We start from the raw sequence: 17,503 nt of genomic DNA, 5'->3' as shown, positions 1-17,503 counted from the left end.
GGTTCTTTAAGGTAAGGAGGTGATCCAACCGCAGGTTCCCCTACGGTTACCTTGTTACGACTTCACCCCAGTCATGAATCACAAAGTGGTAAGCGCCCTCCCGAAGGTTAAGCTACCTACTTCTTTTGCAACCCACTCCCATGGTGTGACGGGCGGTGTGTACAAGGCCCGGGAACGTATTCACCGTGGCATTCTGATCCACGATTACTAGCGATTCCGACTTCATGGAGTCGAGTTGCAGACTCCAATCCGGACTACGACATACTTTATGAGGTCCGCTTGCTCTCGCGAGGTCGCTTCTCTTTGTATATGCCATTGTAGCACGTGTGTAGCCCTACTCGTAAGGGCCATGATGACTTGACGTCATCCCCACCTTCCTCCAGTTTATCACTGGCAGTCTCCTTTGAGTTCCCGGCCTAACCGCTGGCAACAAAGGATAAGGGTTGCGCTCGTTGCGGGACTTAACCCAACATTTCACAACACGAGCTGACGACAGCCATGCAGCACCTGTCTCACGGTTCCCGAAGGCACTAAAGCATCTCTGCTAAATTCCGTGGATGTCAAGAGTAGGTAAGGTTCTTCGCGTTGCATCGAATTAAACCACATGCTCCACCGCTTGTGCGGGCCCCCGTCAATTCATTTGAGTTTTAACCTTGCGGCCGTACTCCCCAGGCGGTCGACTTAACGCGTTAGCTCCGGAAGCCACGCCTCAAGGGCACAACCTCCAAGTCGACATCGTTTACGGCGTGGACTACCAGGGTATCTAATCCTGTTTGCTCCCCACGCTTTCGCACCTGAGCGTCAGTCTTTGTCCAGGGGGCCGCCTTCGCCACCGGTATTCCTCCAGATCTCTACGCATTTCACCGCTACACCTGGAATTCTACCCCCCTCTACAAGACTCTAGCCTGCCAGTTTCGGATGCAGTTCCCAGGTTGAGCCCGGGGATTTCACATCCGACTTGACAGACCGCCTGCGTGCGCTTTACGCCCAGTAATTCCGATTAACGCTTGCACCCTCCGTATTACCGCGGCTGCTGGCACGGAGTTAGCCGGTGCTTCTTCTGCGAGTAACGTCAATTGCTGCAGTTATTAACCACAACACCTTCCTCCTCGCTGAAAGTACTTTACAACCCGAAGGCCTTCTTCATACACGCGGCATGGCTGCATCAGGCTTGCGCCCATTGTGCAATATTCCCCACTGCTGCCTCCCGTAGGAGTCTGGACCGTGTCTCAGTTCCAGTGTGGCTGGTCATCCTCTCAGACCAGCTAGGGATCGTCGCCTAGGTGAGCCGTTACCCCACCTACTAGCTAATCCCATCTGGGCACATCCGATGGCAAGAGGCCCGAAGGTCCCCCTCTTTGGTCTTGCGACGTTATGCGGTATTAGCTACCGTTTCCAGTAGTTATCCCCCTCCATCGGGCAGTTTCCCAGACATTACTCACCCGTCCGCCACTCGTCACCCAAGGAGCAAGCTCCTCTGTGCTACCGTTCGACTTGCATGTGTTAGGCCTGCCGCCAGCGTTCAATCTGAGCCATGATCAAACTCTTCAATTTAAAAGTTTGATGCTCAATGAATTAAACTTCGTAATGAATTACGTGTTCACTCGTTGAGACTTGGTATTCATTTTTCGTCTTGCGACGTTAAGAATCCGTATCTTCGAGTGCCCACACAGATTGTCTGATAAATTGTTAAAGAGCAGTGCCGCTTCGCTTTTTCTCAGCGGCGCGGGGTGTGCATATTACGCCATCCCGCTACGAAGTCAAGCATTTAATTTCGCTTTCTTCGCCGGAGTTCTCAGTGGAACCCCGCTGACCCGGCGGCTTGTAATCCGTTGTTCCGTGTCAGTGGAGGCGCATTATAGGGAGTTATTTCAGGCTGACAAGGGGAAATTTAAAATAACTTTCCGAGTGCGTGTTTTTTCACCAAAACAACCATTAACATGCCATAAAATAAGCAAATTGCCGTTTTTGCAGCCGCAATCACACTTCCAGGTGGCATACTAATGAATAAGAAAAAGAGTAAGGAAGAACATTCATGCCGTTAAATGCCCAACAGCTAGCCGCACAGAAAAACTTGTCCTACGTTCTGGCCGAAAAGCTGGCTCAGCGAATATTAAAAGGTGAATACGCACCGGGTGCGATATTGCCTGGCGAAATAGAGCTAGGCGATCAGTTTGGCGTGAGTCGCACCGCGGTAAGAGAGGCAGTAAAAACATTAACGGCAAAAGGTATGGTATTACCGCGCCCACGTATTGGTACACGCGTCATGCCGCAAGCAAACTGGAACTTCCTTGACCAGGAGCTGCTCACCTGGTGGATGACAGAAGATAATTTCCCGCAGGTCATTAAACATTTTCTGGTGATGCGTATCAGCCTGGAGCCTCAGGCGTGCTTACTGGCAGCGACCATAGGTACGGCTGAACAGAAAGCGCACCTCAACACGCTGATGGAAGAGATGGTCGAGCTGAAAAGAAACTTCAGACGCGAACGCTGGATTGAGGTTGATATCGCCTGGCATGAGCACATCTATGAAATGAGTGCGAATCCGTTCCTTATTTCCTTTGCATCTCTGTTCCATTCGGTTTACCAGACCTACTTTACCTCTATTACCTATAACGATGTGGTGAAACTGGATTTGCACCAGGCCATTGTCGACGCAATAGATGATAACGATGGCGATCGCGCCTTTGCTGCCTGTCAGGCATTGCTGATAGCACCGAACGTGCTACCGGATAAATAATATGTCAGAAAAGAAATCACGCAGTATGGCCGGGCTACCGTGGATAGCAGCCATGGCCTTTTTTATGCAGGCACTAGACGCCACGATCCTCAATACCGCCCTACCCGCAATAGCACATAGTCTTAACCGCTCTCCACTCGCCATGCAGTCGGCCATTATCAGCTATACCCTGACTGTCGCGATGCTGATCCCGGTAAGTGGTTGGCTGGCAGACCGATTTGGTACCCGACGCGTCTTTATGATTGCCGTTAGCCTGTTTACGTTGGGATCGCTGGCCTGTGCGCTGTCCAGTTCCTTAAGCGAGCTGGTGATTTTCCGTGTCATTCAGGGGATCGGTGGCGCCATGATGATGCCCGTTGCCCGTCTGGCGTTATTGCGTGCTTACCCCCGCAGCGAACTGCTTCCCGTGCTTAACTTCGTCACCATGCCAGGACTTGTGGGGCCGATTTTAGGTCCGGTATTGGGCGGTGTACTGGTTACATGGGCCAGTTGGCACTGGATCTTCCTGATTAATATTCCAATTGGCATTGCCGGTATCTTCTATGCCCGCAAATATATGCCGAACTTCACCACGCCACGCCGCGGTTTTGATATGACCGGTTTCTTTCTGTTTGGTTTGAGCCTGGTGTTGTTTTCCAGCGGCGTTGAATTGTTCGGTGAGAAGCTTGTCGAGACCTGGGTCGCACTCGGTATTATTCTTGCCAGTGTGTTGTTACTACTCGCCTATATTCGCCATGCGCGTCGCCACCCAACGCCGCTGATATCGCTTCCGATATTTAAGACTCGGACCTTTTCTGTTGGGATCGCCGGAAACCTCGCCACTCGCCTGGGCACAGGCTGCGTGCCCTTCTTAATGCCGCTGATGTTGCAGGTAGGATTTGGATATCCGGCTCTGATAGCCGGCTGCATGATGGCGCCAACAGCGTTGGGTTCAATTCTGGCAAAATCCATGGTGACGCAGGTACTGCGCAAACTCGGCTACAGGACCACATTGGTGGGTGTTACGGTATTTATCGGCCTGATGATTGCGCAGTTCGCTTTGCAATCTCCTGCCATGCCGATCTGGATGCTAATCCTGCCGTTGTTCATTTTAGGTATGGCGATGTCCACCCAGTTTACTTCAATGAATACCATCACTCTGGCGGATCTGACCGATGAAAACGCCAGCAGCGGCAACAGCGTATTGGCCGTTACTCAGCAGTTATCAATCAGTTTAGGGGTTGCCATCAGCGCCGCCGTTCTGCGTATCTATGAAGGTATGGAAGGAACCAATACGGTCGAACAGTTCCACTACACCTTTATGACGATGGGCGCTATCACGGTAATATCCGCGCTGATGTTCATGCTGCTAAAAGCCAAAGATGGACGTAACCTGATCAAAGATCGGCACAAACCTAAACCGACCCCCGCTCCATCAGAACAGGAGTAAGCTGCAAACGCTGTTGCTGTAATGCGGGCTGCGCCATCCGGTGAATTAATACATCGATGGCCAGTTCGCCCAATTCATCTTTTGGTTGGTGGATGGTTGTCAGGGGCGGCGTCATATAGCGCGCCAGCTCGATATCATCGTAACCCACCACAGCCATATCCTGCGGAATGCGCAATCCTGACTGGTACAGAGCCTGATACGCGCCAACTGCCATTGCATCATTGCCGGTAAAAACGGCCTGCGGTCGCTGTTTATGCGACAGCAACGTTTGCATAGCTTCAAAGCCGCCGCCGAACTCAAAGTCACCGGTAATCTCGTAGCCTTCCGGGACAGGCAACCCCGCCCGCTTCATTGCTGCCCGATATCCTTCCAGACGCAAACGCGCCGGGGTTTTATCCAGCGGCCCGGTGATGCAGGCAATGCGCGTAAAACCTTTTTCGATAAGATGTTGTGTGGCTAAATCCCCGCCCAGCAAGGAGTTATCCTGAATCAGATCGCTTTCACCATCAAAAGGCGACCAGTCCATCATCACGGTCGGTATAGAAGGATAACGCTGCATTATCTCTCTGGAAGGCTGATGTGTTTCGGTGCAGAGCAGCAACAAGCCGTCCACACGTTTTTGCATCAGGGTTTCCAGGTTACGGTTCATGCGCTGTTCATCGCCTTCGGTATTGCACAGCACCAGGCTGTAACCGCGCTCAAAACAGCTACGTTCAACGCCGCGCACTAGTTCAGAATAGAAGGGATTGGTACTGGCAGTGATTAACATGCCAATCGTACGGGTCTGGTTTAACTTGAGGCTACGCGCCAGCGCGGAGGGCGCGTAGTTAAGCGCTTTAATCGCAGCTTCTACTTTGCCAGTGACGGACTCACTGACAAAGCGATCTTTATTAATGACGTGAGAAACCGTCGACGTGGAAACACCCGCCAGGCGGGCGACGTCCTTCATTGTAGCCAAGCGTTACCTCTGTTGACTTAAAAACGCTTCTATTTCTTCGCGCCACGGAACGGAAGGCTGTGCGCCTTTACGGGTAACCGCAATCGCCGCAGCGGCATGCGCAAAACGGATCGCTTCAGGCAGCGGAGTATCTTCCAGTAACGCTGTAATTAACGCGCCATTAAAGGTGTCTCCAGCGGCAATAGTATCAACGGCTTCCACTTTAAAACCGGGCACTCGCTGACCTTCGCCATTAACGCTGGCCCACACACCGCGACTACCTAAAGTAATCAGTACAGTATGGATACCTTTAGCGTGCAATGCCTGCGCCGCATTGGCCGCATCTTCATCATTTTCGACCCGGATCCCCGTCAGCTTTTCAGCCTCGGTTTCATTCGGGGTAATAATATCCACCAGCGCCAGCAGTTCATCAGAAAGTTCACGTGCCGGTGCCGGGTTCAGGGCGACCATGGTCTTATTTTGATGTGCAATCTTTGCTGCAGTCAGTACGCTTTCGATCGGTGATTCTAACTGCATAAGTAAGGCGGACGCCTGAGCAATACGCTCATGCTGTGCTTCCACCAACGCTGGCGAAAGAGCTGCGTTCGCTCCGGCATGAATGCCGATAACGTTCTCACCTTCACCATTCACAAAAATCAACGCCACACCGGTCGATTCCCCCGAAATTACGCTAATCGGCGCGATATCGATGTTGTCTTTGGCTAACTGTTTACGCACACTTTCGCCAATATCATCATCGCCCGTACAGGCAATGAATGCGATATTCGCGCCACTACGACCCGCAGCAACAGCCTGATTCGCGCCTTTACCGCCAAATGCGACCTGATAATGACTACCAGTTACGGTTTCACCAGGTGTCGGGAAAGAGTTAAGGTTAAGGATGTGATCGGCATTGATACTGCCAAGAACAACGAGGTTGCCTGCGGTTTTCATATTTGGTGTTCCAAGTCAAAGTGCGCCACCGGGTTAGGGTGGCGCGTGCCCTGCTTTTCTTTTTACGCTTTCATCCCCAAAATCAGATACGGGGATGGCGTATTTATGTCTCCATCAGGCCGCGAGCGACCTGAATCGGTATTACTGCTTGATGACCAGCTTCAGGTCAACCGGATATTTAGCCTGAACCTTCTCGCCTTTCAGGACTTTATCCGCAGTCTCAACGCCTTTCGCGCCGATCTGATCCGGCAACTGAGCAATGGTCGCAGCCAGTTTGCCATCATTTACTGCTTTTTCGCCATCTGGAGTGCCGTCAAATCCAACCACCATCACATCAGATTTACCCGCGGTTTGCAGTGCGCGCAGCGCACCCAGCGCCATTTCATCGTTCTGGGCAAATACGGCCTGCACATCAGGATGCGCGGTCAGCAGGTTCTGCATGACGTTCAGACCTTTGGTGCGGTCGAAGTCTGCCGGCTGGCTGGCCAGTACGTTAAATTTGTGTGCCGCAACGGCCTGCTGGAAACCTTCGCCACGCTCACGCGCCGCTGAAGTTCCGGCAATCCCCTGCAGTTCGATAACTTTCGCGCCTTCACCTGCTTTCTTCGCGATGTAATCACCCGCAATTTTGCCACCCAACACGTTATCAGACGCGATGTGGCTTACCACTTCGCCTTTGGAGGCAACACGGTCAAGGGTAATAACCGGAATTTTTGCCTGGTTAGCCATCTTCACAGCATTACCAACGGCATCAGAGTCAGTCGGGTTGATCAGCAGAATTTTAGTTCCACGAACCGTTAAGTCCTGAACGTTAGCCAGCTCTTTCGCCGGATTGTTCTGCGAGTCCAGAATCACCAGGTTGTAACCCAGCTTATCCGCCTCTTTTTGCGCCCCATCCTTCAGAGAAACAAAAAACGGGTTGTTGAGGGTGGAGACCACCAGCGCAATGGTATCTTTCGCCATCGCATTCGCGCTCACGGTGGCGCTCAGCGCAACAGCAGAAACCAGGGTAGCCAGTTTTTTCATGTTCATATTTAAGATGTCCTGTAATCGTTGTTACTGCTTTTTGTTGTCTACCAGTACCGCCAGCAAAATCACCACCGCTTTGACGATCATCTGGTAATAGGAGGATACACCTAACAAATTCAAACCATTATTGAGGAAACCAAGAATCAATGCGCCGATCAGCGTCCCAACAATACGTCCTTTACCACCCGCCAGGCTGGTACCGCCTAACACCACCGCTGCGATAGCATCCAGCTCATAGCCAGTACCTGCCGTCGGTTGTGCGGAGGAGAGTCGCGCGACTTCAATGATGCCCGCCAGCGATGCCAGCAGACCGCACAGTGAGTAAACGATAATTTTGATTTTACTGACGCTGATACCAGACAAACGCGTTGCCGCTTCGTTACCGCCCAGCGCGTAGATATAACGGCCCAGACGAGTGTGGTGCAGCATGTACCACGCCGCGAGGAAGACAATCCCCATGATCCACACTGGCGTAGGGATGCCTAGCGGACGACCAATACCAAACCAGCCAAACAGATCGGCATTGTCAGTAAATCCGGTATTAACCGGACTGCCGTTGGTGTACACCATGGTCACGCCGCGCAGAAGCAGCATCATCACCAGCGTTGCAATAAACGCCTGCACCCGGCCTTTCGCAACAATCACCCCGGTGACTGCGCCAATGGCAGCGCCGAGCGCCAGGGCTGCAGCAACAGCCACCAGCGCATTGACCTCAATCCCTACAATTGAAGCCGCAACCGCACCAGTAAGCGCCAGCAAGGAACCGACGGACAGATCGATACCCGACGTCAGGATAACCAGCGTCATGCCAACGGCCATGATGGCGTTCACCGACGTTTGCTGGAGAATGTTGAACAGGTTATTAACGGTAAAAAAGTTAGGGCTCATGGTGGAAACAATCGCGATCAGCACTAACAGAGCGATGAGCGACTTTTGCTCCAGAAGCCATGCTTTAGTGAAATAACGGCGACCAGAAACAGCCTGGGTAGTCATCTTTTTTACTCCTGATTCACGCGATTAAGCTTGCCCACAGCGGCAGCCATTAATACTTCCTGAGTGGCCTGCTCGCGAGTGAACTCACCGCCGAGATGCCCTTCATGCATAACGATAATTCGATCGCTCATGCCCAATACTTCTGGCATCTCAGAGGAGACCAGAATGATACTCAGCCCGTCAGCCTTAAACTGGTTGATAAGCTGATAGATTTCTTTCTTGGCCCCAACGTCAACGCCGCGCGTTGGTTCATCAAGGATCAGCACTTTTGGCCGGGTCATCAGACCGCGCGCAATCGCCACTTTCTGCTGGTTACCACCGGAAAGCAGGCCGATAGCCTGTTCCATTGATGGTGTTTTAACATTGAACAGACGAATAAAATCACCCACCGCCTGCTGCTCATCTTTATGTTTAAGGCTTCCACCGGCGCGGCTGAAATAACGCAGCGCGGTCAGTGACATGTTCTCTTTCACCGACATGCCCAGCACTAAGCCATCGCGTTTACGGTCTTCAGAAATATAGACGATGCCGTTAGCCAACCCATCCTGCGGCGAACGGGTAACCACTTCATGGCCATCAAGCGTGACGTAACCGCTGGTGCGCGGCAATGCGCCGTACAACACTTTCATCAGTTCGGTACGTCCGGCCCCCATCAGCCCGGATACGCCAAGGATCTCGCCTTTACGCAGCGTGAACGAAACATCGTTTACGCCAGGACCGCACAGGTTATCGACCTTCAGGCGAATATCACCCGGCGCTTTTTCCAGGCGCGGGTACTGATCTTCCAGCTTACGTCCCACCATCATTTCAATCAGCGAGTCTTCAGTCAGCGAGGCAACTTCACGTTCGGCAATAAACTGCCCGTCGCGGAAGACGGTTACGTCGTCGCAAATCTCGAAGATCTCTTTCATACGGTGAGAAATATAGACAATGCCGCGTCCCTGGGATTTCAGTTCGCGGATGACGCGGAACAGGGATTCGGTTTCAGTGTCGGTGAGGGCATCCGTCGGTTCATCCATAATGATGACCTTCGATTCAAAGCTCAGCACTTTGGCAATTTCGACCATCTGCTGATCGCCAATCGACAGCTCACCAACCAGTCTGTCGCTTTTAAAGCGCAGATTCAGTTTGGCGAGCAGCAGATCGGCTTCGGCGTACATCTTCTTCCAGTCAATTTTGCCAAAGCGATTCACAAACTCACGGCCAAGAAAAATGTTCTCGGCGATAGTGAGTTGCGGGATCAGGTTCAGCTCCTGGTGGATGATACCGATTCCGGCTTCCTGGGAGGATTTCGGGCCGTTAAAGGTGGTCTCTTTCCCCAGCCACAATAAAGAACCGGCATCACGGGTATAGATCCCGGTCAGCACTTTCATCATGGTGGATTTGCCCGCGCCGTTTTCGCCCACCAGCGCCATTACGCGGCCAGGGTAGACATTCAGCGCGGCGCCGGATAGCGCTTTTACGCCCGGGAACGCTTTATCGATCCCTTTAAGTTGCAGTAATGCGTTCATGATGGCCTCAGAACGTGACGCCAGCACAGAGAATGATATTCGCATACGGAGAACATTCTCCGCTGCGAATTACCGCCTGACTGTCTGCGGTTTGTTTTTTGAATTGTTCATGCGTGGTGTAACGAATTTCTATGGTGTTTCCCTGGTGTTGTTGCAGTTGCTCAATGTGGCTGAGCAACGTTTTGTGGAGTTGCGGATTATGTTGTTTAATTTCCGACGCGAGAATGGCCGCCTCGACCTGCATTTCACGTGTGACCACATCCAGTACCTGCATAAAAGAAGGTACGCCCTGGGTTAATGCCATATCAATACGCGTTGTGCTGTTCGGGATGGGTAAACCTGCATCACACACCACCAGCGTATCGGTATGCCCCAGACGGGAGATCACCGTTGAAATTTCAGAGTTGAGTACCGTGCCTTTCTTCATTTTCTTTCCCCACTAGCGAAACGTTTCGCTGGAGATAAGTGTAGTGCGAAGAGTGGACAGAAAACCACCGCGACGTTACGAAAATGTGATCGCCATCGAAACGTTTCGCAAGGATTATCATTTGATGAAATGAAAACTGAGAGGGGCAAAACAAAACGCCCCCTTTCGCGATGAAAGAGGGCGTCGATGAGATTAAATCTCTACCTGAGTACCAAGCTCAATAACCCGGTTCGGTGGGATTTCAAACTGGTCCGGCGCGCGCAGCGCGTTGCGCTGTAGCAGCAGATACAGCTTGCCGCGCAGACGCAGGTACCATGGCCGCTTGCCTACAATCAACGACTCATGCGACATGAAGAAGGACGTTTCCATCATCCTACAGCTTAAGCCTTCCAGACCGCAGCGATGGAACACTTCCTCCACGTTCGGCGTTTCGCGCCAACCGTAGCTGGCCACCACGCGCCAGAAGGTGGGCGATAACTGCTCAATCTGCACCCTACGCACGTTGTGAACATAGGGTGCATCTTCCGTGCGCAGCGTCAGCAGAATAACGCGCTCATGCAGCACCTTGTTATGCTTGAGGTTATGCAGAAGCGCAAACGGGATGACGTTCAGTGCGCGGGACATATACACCGCCGTTCCCGGCACGCGTACCGGTGGCGATTTCTCCAGAGAAGCAATCATCGCCTCCAGAGAGTTACCGTGCTCATGCATGCGACGCAGCAGACGGAAGCGTTCGCTTTTCCAGGTGGTCATGATGGTGAACATCACCAGACCCAGCGTCAGAGGCAGCCAACCGCCAGAAATAAGCTTATCGAGGTTCGCGGAGAACAGCGGAACATCGACGCACAAGAACGCCACCAGGATCAGGAAGACGAAGTATTTATTCCAGTGCCAGTTTTTGCGCGCCACGGTGGTCGACAGAATTGAAGTCAGTACCATCGTCCCCGTTACCGCAATCCCATACGCCGCGGCAAGGTTACTGGAGTGTTCAAAGCTCACAATCACGATAACTACCGCAAAATAGAGCATCCAGTTAACGAAAGGAATGTAAATCTGGCCCGATTCCATTTCCGAGGTATGGATGATACGCATCGGCGATAAATACCCCAGACGTACGGCCTGACGCGTCAGCGAGAAGACGCCGGAGATAACCGCCTGAGAGGCGATGACCGTTGCCAGCGCGGCGAGGATCAACAATGGAATTAATGCCCAGTCCGGCGCCAGCAGGAAAAACGGGTTTTTGATCGCTTCAGGATGCTTTAACAACAACGCGCCCTGCCCAAAATAGTTCAGCACCAGTGAAGGCAATACCACGGAAAACCATGCCAGACGAATCGGCAATTTACCGAAGTGGCCCATATCCGCATACAGCGCTTCAACACCGGTAATCGACAGCACCACCGCACCCAGCGCGATAAAGGACAGCGTTTTGAATTCGAGGAAGAAATGCACCGCCCAATACGGATTGAGCGCCTGCAGCACTTCCGGATTGCCAATAATACTGCGCACACCTAATACCGCGAGCGTCAGGAACCATAGCAGCATAATCGGCGCAAACAGCTTACCGACCATGCCGGTACCGTGTTTTTGAATCAAAAACAGCAGGGTCAGCACAATTATTGAGAGCGGAACAATCCAGGTATCCAGTTGCGGGGCAACTATCTCCAGACCTTCAATTGCAGACATCACCGAAATGGCTGGCGTAATCACCACTTCACCATAGAAGAAGCTGCCGCCTATCAATCCCATAATGACCAGCATGGATGTTGTTCGCGCCGAGGTATTACGCCCGGCCAATGACATCAGCGTCAGGATCCCGCCTTCTCCGGCGTTATCTGCGCGCATGACAAACGTCAGGTATTTAATGGAGACAACAAAGATCAGCAGCCAGAAAATCAGCGAGAGAAAACCAAATACGGCATCACGTTCAACGCCAAAACCAAACTGGCCGGACAAACATTCACGAAGCGTATAAAGTGGGCTGGTACCAATATCACCGTAGACAACCCCAATGGCCGCAAGGGTAATCGCAGACAATGATTGTTTATTATCAGTGCTCATAGACTCGTCTTTCGTTTATACACATCATCTCTCAAGCCACTCCGTGTGGGCTGCATTCGTTATTCCCCCCATCCCAGAAGAAAACTCCATTGCCGCCTTGGTGCAGCTTGATTGATTTGGTGTATATATAAGAAATGTGTGCGTCGTCCCTTGGCCCACAAAAAGGCGCACAGTATGCACGATTAATCACAAAATCGTACCCCTAAATGAGACCAGATTAATCTGGCTCAAAGAAAAATAAGCGCACCTTCAGTCTATTACTGCAATGGTGTGAAGCATCTATACTCGCAGTTTATGCAGTACATTTGGCGAAAGGACGCCACTTCATTATGGCTCACCCACATTTATTAGCGGAAAGAATTTCCCGTCTGAGCAATGCGCTGGAAAAGGGACTTTATGAACGTAGCCACGCCATTCGTCTGTGTCTGCTGGCAGCACTCAGCGGCGAGAGCGTTTTCTTATTAGGTCCCCCGGGGATCGCAAAAAGCTTAATTGCCCGCCGACTGAAGTTTGCCTTCCAAAACGCACGCGCTTTTGAATACCTGATGACGCGCTTCTCTACGCCCGAAGAGGTGTTTGGTCCGCTGTCCATTCAGGCGTTAAAAGACGAAGGTCGCTATGAACGCTTAACGGCGGGCTATCTTCCTGAAGCTGAAATCGTTTTTCTCGATGAAATCTGGAAAGCAGGCCCGGCAATTCTTAACACCCTGTTGACCGCCATTAACGAACGTCACTTCCGTAACGGCGCGTATGAAGAAAAAATTCCGATGCGTCTGCTGGTGGCGGCTTCCAACGAACTGCCTGAAGCCGACAGCAGCCTGGAAGCGCTGTACGACCGTATGCTGATTCGTCTGTGGCTGGATAAAGTTCAGGACAAGGCCAATTTCCGCTCCATGCTGTTAAGTCAGCAGGATGAAAGCGACAATCCGGTCCCGGCATCATTACAGGTGACGGATGAAGAGTATCACCAGTGGCAAAAAGACATTGGTGCGATCAAGCTTCCCGATCGCGTGTTTGAGCTCATTTTCACGCTGCGCCAGCAGTTGGACGTGTTACCGAATGCTCCTTATGTGTCCGATCGTCGCTGGAAAAAAGCGATCCGCTTACTCCAGGCCAGCGCTTTCTTTAGCGGACGCGATGCGGTAGTACCTATCGACCTGATCCTGCTGAAAGATTGCCTGTGGTACGACGCACAAAGCCTGAATCTGATGCAACAACAGCTTGAAATATTGATGACCGGACACGCCTGGCAACAGCAAGCCATGCTGACGCGCCTGGGCAGCATTGTGCAGCGCCGCATTCAGCTCCAGCAGCAGCAAAGCGACAAAACGGCGTTCACGGTGATCCGCCAGGGCGGAATGTTCAGCCGTCGTCCTCATTATGATTTACCGCCAGAAGCCTCGTCTTCTGTCGTGACATTACTGCTGCAAAAGCCTTTAAAACTGCATGATATGGAGGTTATCCATATAGCTTTCGAACGTGGTGCGTTGGAACTGTGGCTAACAAAAGGCGGTGAGATCCGCGGAAAACTAAACGGGATCGGCTTTGCCCAAACGCTGAATATGGAAGTCGATAGCGCACAGCATCTGGTTGTACGCGATGTCAGTTTACAAGGTTCTCGCCTGGCGCTGCCGGGGGCTTCGCAAGAGAGTATGCCCGCAGAGATAAAACAGGAGCTTGAAGCGCTCGATAACGAGTGGCATCAGCAGCACAGCGCATTCAGCGAACAGCAAAAATGCCTGTTTATTCATAGCGACTGGTTAGGCCGCATTGAGGCCAGCCTGCAGGATGTCGGGGCGCAAATCCGCCAGGCGCAACAATGCTGACCCTTGATACGCTCAACATCATGCTGGCAGTCAGCGAAGAGGCGATGATCGAAGAGATGATCGTCGCCCTGCTGGCTTCCCCAAAGATGGTGGTATTTTTTAAAAAATTTCCTCGCCTTAAAAAAGCGATCACTGACGACATTCCCCGCTGGCGTGAATCATTGCGTAGCCGCCTCAAAGATACCCATGTACCGCCGGAGCTGATGGAGGAGGTTATGTGCTATCAACAAAGCCAGCTCCTCTCTCATGCGCAGTTTATCGTTCAGCTACCGCAAATATTATCCCTATTGCACCGCCTCCATTCGCCTTGGGCCGGGCAAGCGCAGCAACTGGTCAATGACAACAGCACCTTTACGCCCGCCCTACATACGCTTTTTCTCCAGCGCTGGCGCCTGAGCCTGGTAGTGCAAACCACAACGCTGAATCAGCAACTGCTGGAAGAAGAGCGCGAGCATTTGCTCAGTGAAGTACAAGAACGGATGACCCTCAGCGGGCAACTGGAACCTGTACTGGCAGAAAATGACAACGCAGCAGGCCGGTTGTGGGATATGAGCGCGGGCCAAATCAAGCGCGGTGATTATCAGTTGATGGTGAAATACGGCGAATTTCTGACGCAACAACCCGAACTCCAGCGCCTGGCCGAGCAGTTAGGTCGTTCCAGAGAGGCGAAATCCGTGCCGCGTAAAGATGCGCCAATGGAAACCTTCCGTACGCTGGTGCGCGAACCGGCAACCGTCCCGGAGCAGGTGGATGGCATCCAGCAAAGTGACGATATCCTGCGCCTGCTACCGCCAGAGCTGGCCACGCTGGGCATTACCGAACTGGAATACGAGTTCTACCGACGGCTGGTGGAAAAGCAACTGCTCACCTACCGCCTGCACGGCGAAGCATGGCGTGAGAAAGTAACGGAACGTCCGGTGGTGCATCAGGATTTTGACGAGCAGCCGCGCGGGCCTTTTATCGTCTGCGTTGATACCTCGGGATCGATGGGCGGATTTAATGAGCAGTGTGCGAAAGCCTTTTGCCTGGCGCTAATGCGCGTTGCCCTTGCCGATAACCGGCGCTGTTTCATTATGCTGTTTTCAACAGAAGTGGTGCGCTATGAGCTTTCCGGTCCGGAGGGCATCGAACAGGCGATCCGCTTTTTAAGTCAGCGCTTTCGTGGCGGCACTGATATTGCCAGCTGTTTTCGCGCCATAATTGAGCGCATGCAGGGTCGGGAATGGTTTGATGCCGATGCGGTGGTGATCTCAGATTTTATCGCTCAGCGATTGCCCGATGAGGTCGTCAATAAAGTGGGTGAATTACAGCGGGTGCACCAGCACCGTTTTCACGCGGTGGCGATGTCAGCACATGGCAAACCCGGCATCATGCGCATTTTCGATCATATCTGGCGCTTTGATACCGGGATGCGAAGCCGCCTGCTCAGACGCTGGCGGCGTTAATTGTTACAGCAGAGATGCGACGCTTTCACGTACCTGGGCCGGCCATACGCCACACTGAACCTGACCAATGTGCGGTAATTGCAGCAACAGCATGGTCAGACGCGACTGCCCAATGCCGCCACCAATTGTCTGAGGCATTTCACCGCGCAGCAGCGCCTGGTGCCACTCCAGACTCAGGCGATCTTCATCACCGGTCAGAGACAGCTGGTGTTTCAGGGCGTCAGCATCCACACGGATCCCCATAGAAGACAGCTCAAACGCATCTTCCAGAACCGGGTTCCAGACCAGAATATCACCGTTCAGACCGGCATGACCCAGCTCGGATGCTGAACTCCAGTCATCATAATCCGGCGCACGTACGTCATGACGGTGACCGTCACTGAGCTTACCGCCGATCCCAACCAGGAATACCGCACCCAGCTCTTTAGCGATCGCACGTTCACGACCTTTTGCATCAAGATCCGGATATCGAGATAACAGCTCCTGGCTATGAACAAAGTGGATCTGCTCTGGCAGGAACGGTGCCAGACCAAACTCTTTGCTAACCGCAGCTTCGGTGGCCTTAATTCCCGCCCAGATAGCCTCTACCGTGCTTTTCAGAGTGGAGAATTGACGCTCACCGTCGCCCATCACGCGCTCCCAGTCCCACTGGTCAACGTACACTGAGTGCAGCGGGGAGAGGCGATCTTCATCGGGACGCAGGGCTTTCATGTGCGTGTACAGCCCCTCGCCTGCGCTAAAGTCGTGTTGTCCTAACGTTTGACGCTTCCACTTCGCCAGTGAATGAACCACTTCGAATTGAGCGTCTGGCAATGCTTTAACCTTCACCTGCACCGCTTTTTCACAGCCCGACAAGTTATCCTGCGTACCATCTCCAACGCGGCTGAGGATCGGCGCCTGAACTTCGATCAGGCCTAAACGCTCTTCCAGCTGGCGAGAAAAATGAGATTTTACGAAGCTAATTTGACGTTGTTTGGCAATGTAAGCGGTTTTCATTATGTGTACTCCTGTGTCCTGTTGCCTATGATTAAGCAACAGAATGGAGGTAATATTCAATAATCAACAAACAAAAAGCCGACTTCGATTTTGATTCGTTAAAAATTACGTCTAAAATAGAGGGAATCATTAATCTACATAAGAAAAACCTATGGAAAATTATCAGATCGACAATCTGGACCGCGGCATTCTTGACGCCTTAATGGAAAATGCTCGTACCGCCTACGCAGAATTAGCCAAACAGTTCGGCGTCAGCCCAGGAACAATTCACGTTCGCGTAGAAAAGATGAAGCAGGCGGGGATCATTACCGGCGCGCGGATTGATGTCAGTCCCAAACAATTGGGTTATGACGTCGGCTGCTTTATCGGCATCATCCTGAAAAGTGCGAAAGACTATCCGTCAGCGCTGGCCAGACTGGAAAGCCTCGATGAAGTGACCGAAGCGTATTACACCACCGGGCACTACAGCATCTTTATTAAGGTGATGTGCAAGTCGATCGACGCATTGCAGCAGGTACTTATCAACAAGATCCAAACAATTGACGAAATTCAGTCCACGGAAACGCTGATCGTCCTGCAAAACCCGATCATGCGCACCATCAAGCCATGATCGGTTTTTTTAATCCCCTGGTTTTCCACAGGTAGATCCCAGCTCGCTCACAGCGTACAATACGCCCTCTTTATAAAGGTGGGCGATCATGGCAGACATCACTCTTATCAGCGGTAGTACGCTTGGCAGTGCGGAATATGTAGCAGAGCATCTGGCTGAAAAGCTGGACGACGCCGGTTTTTCCAGCGAAATACTGCATGGGCCAATGCTTGAAGAGGTTCCGACTGACGGGATCTGGCTGATTATCAGCTCCACGCACGGTGCGGGAGATATTCCTGACAACCTGCAGCCTTTATATGATGCGTTACGCGAGCAAAAGCCGGACCTGTCACAAGTGCGCTTTGGTGCAATCGGGATCGGCAGTCGTGAATATGACACCTTTTGCGGCGCAATCGACAAGCTGGAAGCCGAATTGAAGGCCTGTGGGGCAAAACAGATCGGCGAAACTCTCAGGATCAACGTGCTGGAACATGAAATTCCGGAAGATCCGGCTGAAATTTGGCTTGGATCGTGGCATCCGTTGCTCAGAGATTTGTAAAGATCGT

At 52.2% G+C, this 17,503-nt stretch carries 14 protein-coding genes and 1 rRNA gene; 6 read left to right on the top strand and 9 right to left on the bottom strand.

What is annotated here, in order from left to right:
* Window positions 1–12 precede the first annotated feature (12 nt).
* Window positions 13–1,554 (bottom strand): 16S ribosomal RNA (locus tag SK38_RS22085).
* A 481-nt stretch (window positions 1,555–2,035) separates the two neighbouring features.
* Here SK38_RS22085 and SK38_RS22080 point away from each other — a divergent pair.
* Both SK38_RS22080 and mdtD read left to right on the top strand, forming a co-directional pair.
* The gene (locus SK38_RS22080; RefSeq protein ID WP_003023753.1) at window positions 2,036–2,740 is read left to right on the top strand and encodes a FadR/GntR family transcriptional regulator; all 705 of its coding nucleotides are present in this window, start codon (window positions 2,036–2,038) and stop codon (window positions 2,738–2,740) included.
* Between the two features lies 1 nt (window position 2,741).
* Window positions 2,742–4,169 (top strand): multidrug transporter subunit MdtD, encoded by a 1,428-nt coding sequence (mdtD, locus tag SK38_RS22075; RefSeq protein ID WP_008786557.1) that lies wholly within the window; start codon window positions 2,742–2,744, stop codon window positions 4,167–4,169.
* Here the strand turns inward: mdtD and rbsR are convergent.
* The 7 genes from rbsR to kup form a co-directional block, all read right to left on the bottom strand.
* A complete protein-coding gene (rbsR, locus tag SK38_RS22070) occupies window positions 4,135–5,127 on the bottom strand; it encodes a ribose operon transcriptional repressor RbsR (protein WP_153753940.1) in 993 nt (330 codons plus the stop codon). The two genes, mdtD and rbsR, sit on opposite strands and share 35 nt — an antisense overlap.
* A gap of 3 nt (window positions 5,128–5,130) precedes the next feature.
* Window positions 5,131–6,060, bottom strand: a complete 930-nt coding sequence (gene rbsK, locus SK38_RS22065; RefSeq protein WP_048237061.1) for a ribokinase — start codon at window positions 6,058–6,060, stop codon at window positions 5,131–5,133.
* 141 nt (window positions 6,061–6,201) lie between these two features.
* Entirely contained in the window at window positions 6,202–7,092 is an 891-nt protein-coding gene (rbsB, locus tag SK38_RS22060; protein WP_003023760.1) for a ribose ABC transporter substrate-binding protein RbsB, read from the bottom strand.
* 24 nt (window positions 7,093–7,116) lie between these two features.
* A complete protein-coding gene (rbsC, locus tag SK38_RS22055) occupies window positions 7,117–8,082 on the bottom strand; it encodes a ribose ABC transporter permease (protein ID WP_003826999.1) in 966 nt (321 codons plus the stop codon).
* A gap of 5 nt (window positions 8,083–8,087) precedes the next feature.
* The gene (gene rbsA, locus SK38_RS22050; protein WP_003023764.1) at window positions 8,088–9,593 is read right to left on the bottom strand and encodes a ribose ABC transporter ATP-binding protein RbsA; all 1,506 of its coding nucleotides are present in this window, start codon (window positions 9,591–9,593) and stop codon (window positions 8,088–8,090) included.
* A gap of 7 nt (window positions 9,594–9,600) precedes the next feature.
* Entirely contained in the window at window positions 9,601–10,020 is a 420-nt protein-coding gene (gene rbsD, locus SK38_RS22045; RefSeq protein ID WP_048237060.1) for a D-ribose pyranase, read from the bottom strand.
* Between the two features lie 192 nt (window positions 10,021–10,212).
* Complete coding sequence (gene kup / locus SK38_RS22040; protein WP_003827003.1) at window positions 10,213–12,081, bottom strand: low affinity potassium transporter Kup; 1,869 nt, start codon at window positions 12,079–12,081, stop codon at window positions 10,213–10,215.
* Window positions 12,082–12,410: 329 nt separating this feature from the next.
* On the opposite strand from kup, the gene ravA reads away from it, so the two are divergent.
* Together ravA and viaA are read left to right on the top strand one after the other, a co-directional pair.
* Window positions 12,411–13,907: an ATPase RavA gene (gene ravA, locus SK38_RS22035; protein WP_020996042.1), complete on the top strand. Its 1,497-nt coding sequence runs from the start codon at window positions 12,411–12,413 to the stop codon at window positions 13,905–13,907.
* Complete coding sequence (viaA, locus tag SK38_RS22030; RefSeq protein ID WP_008786554.1) at window positions 13,901–15,352, top strand: ATPase RavA stimulator ViaA; 1,452 nt, start codon at window positions 13,901–13,903, stop codon at window positions 15,350–15,352. Before ravA ends, viaA begins: the two co-directional genes overlap by 7 nt.
* 3 nt (window positions 15,353–15,355) lie before the next feature.
* Here the strand turns inward: viaA and asnA are convergent, their stop codons facing one another.
* Window positions 15,356–16,348, bottom strand: coding sequence for an aspartate--ammonia ligase (gene asnA / locus SK38_RS22025; protein WP_003827009.1), 993 nt, complete (start codon window positions 16,346–16,348; stop codon window positions 15,356–15,358).
* Window positions 16,349–16,499: 151 nt separating this feature from the next.
* Here asnA and asnC point away from each other — a divergent pair, with 151 nt between their 5' ends.
* Together asnC and mioC are read left to right on the top strand one after the other, a co-directional pair.
* Window positions 16,500–16,958, top strand: coding sequence for a transcriptional regulator AsnC (gene asnC / locus SK38_RS22020; protein WP_003023780.1), 459 nt, complete (start codon window positions 16,500–16,502; stop codon window positions 16,956–16,958).
* 88 nt (window positions 16,959–17,046) lie between these two features.
* Entirely contained in the window at window positions 17,047–17,496 is a 450-nt protein-coding gene (gene mioC / locus SK38_RS22015; RefSeq protein ID WP_003827013.1) for an FMN-binding protein MioC, read from the top strand.
* The last annotated feature ends 7 nt before the right edge of the window (window positions 17,497–17,503 follow it).

It is taken from the genome of Citrobacter sp. MGH110, assembly GCF_001037515.1.
Taxonomy (GTDB): Bacteria; Pseudomonadota; Gammaproteobacteria; order Enterobacterales; family Enterobacteriaceae; genus Citrobacter; species Citrobacter portucalensis.
The sequence above is the reverse complement of the archived record's forward strand: the minus strand, read 5'-3'. Positions and strand labels throughout refer to the sequence as shown.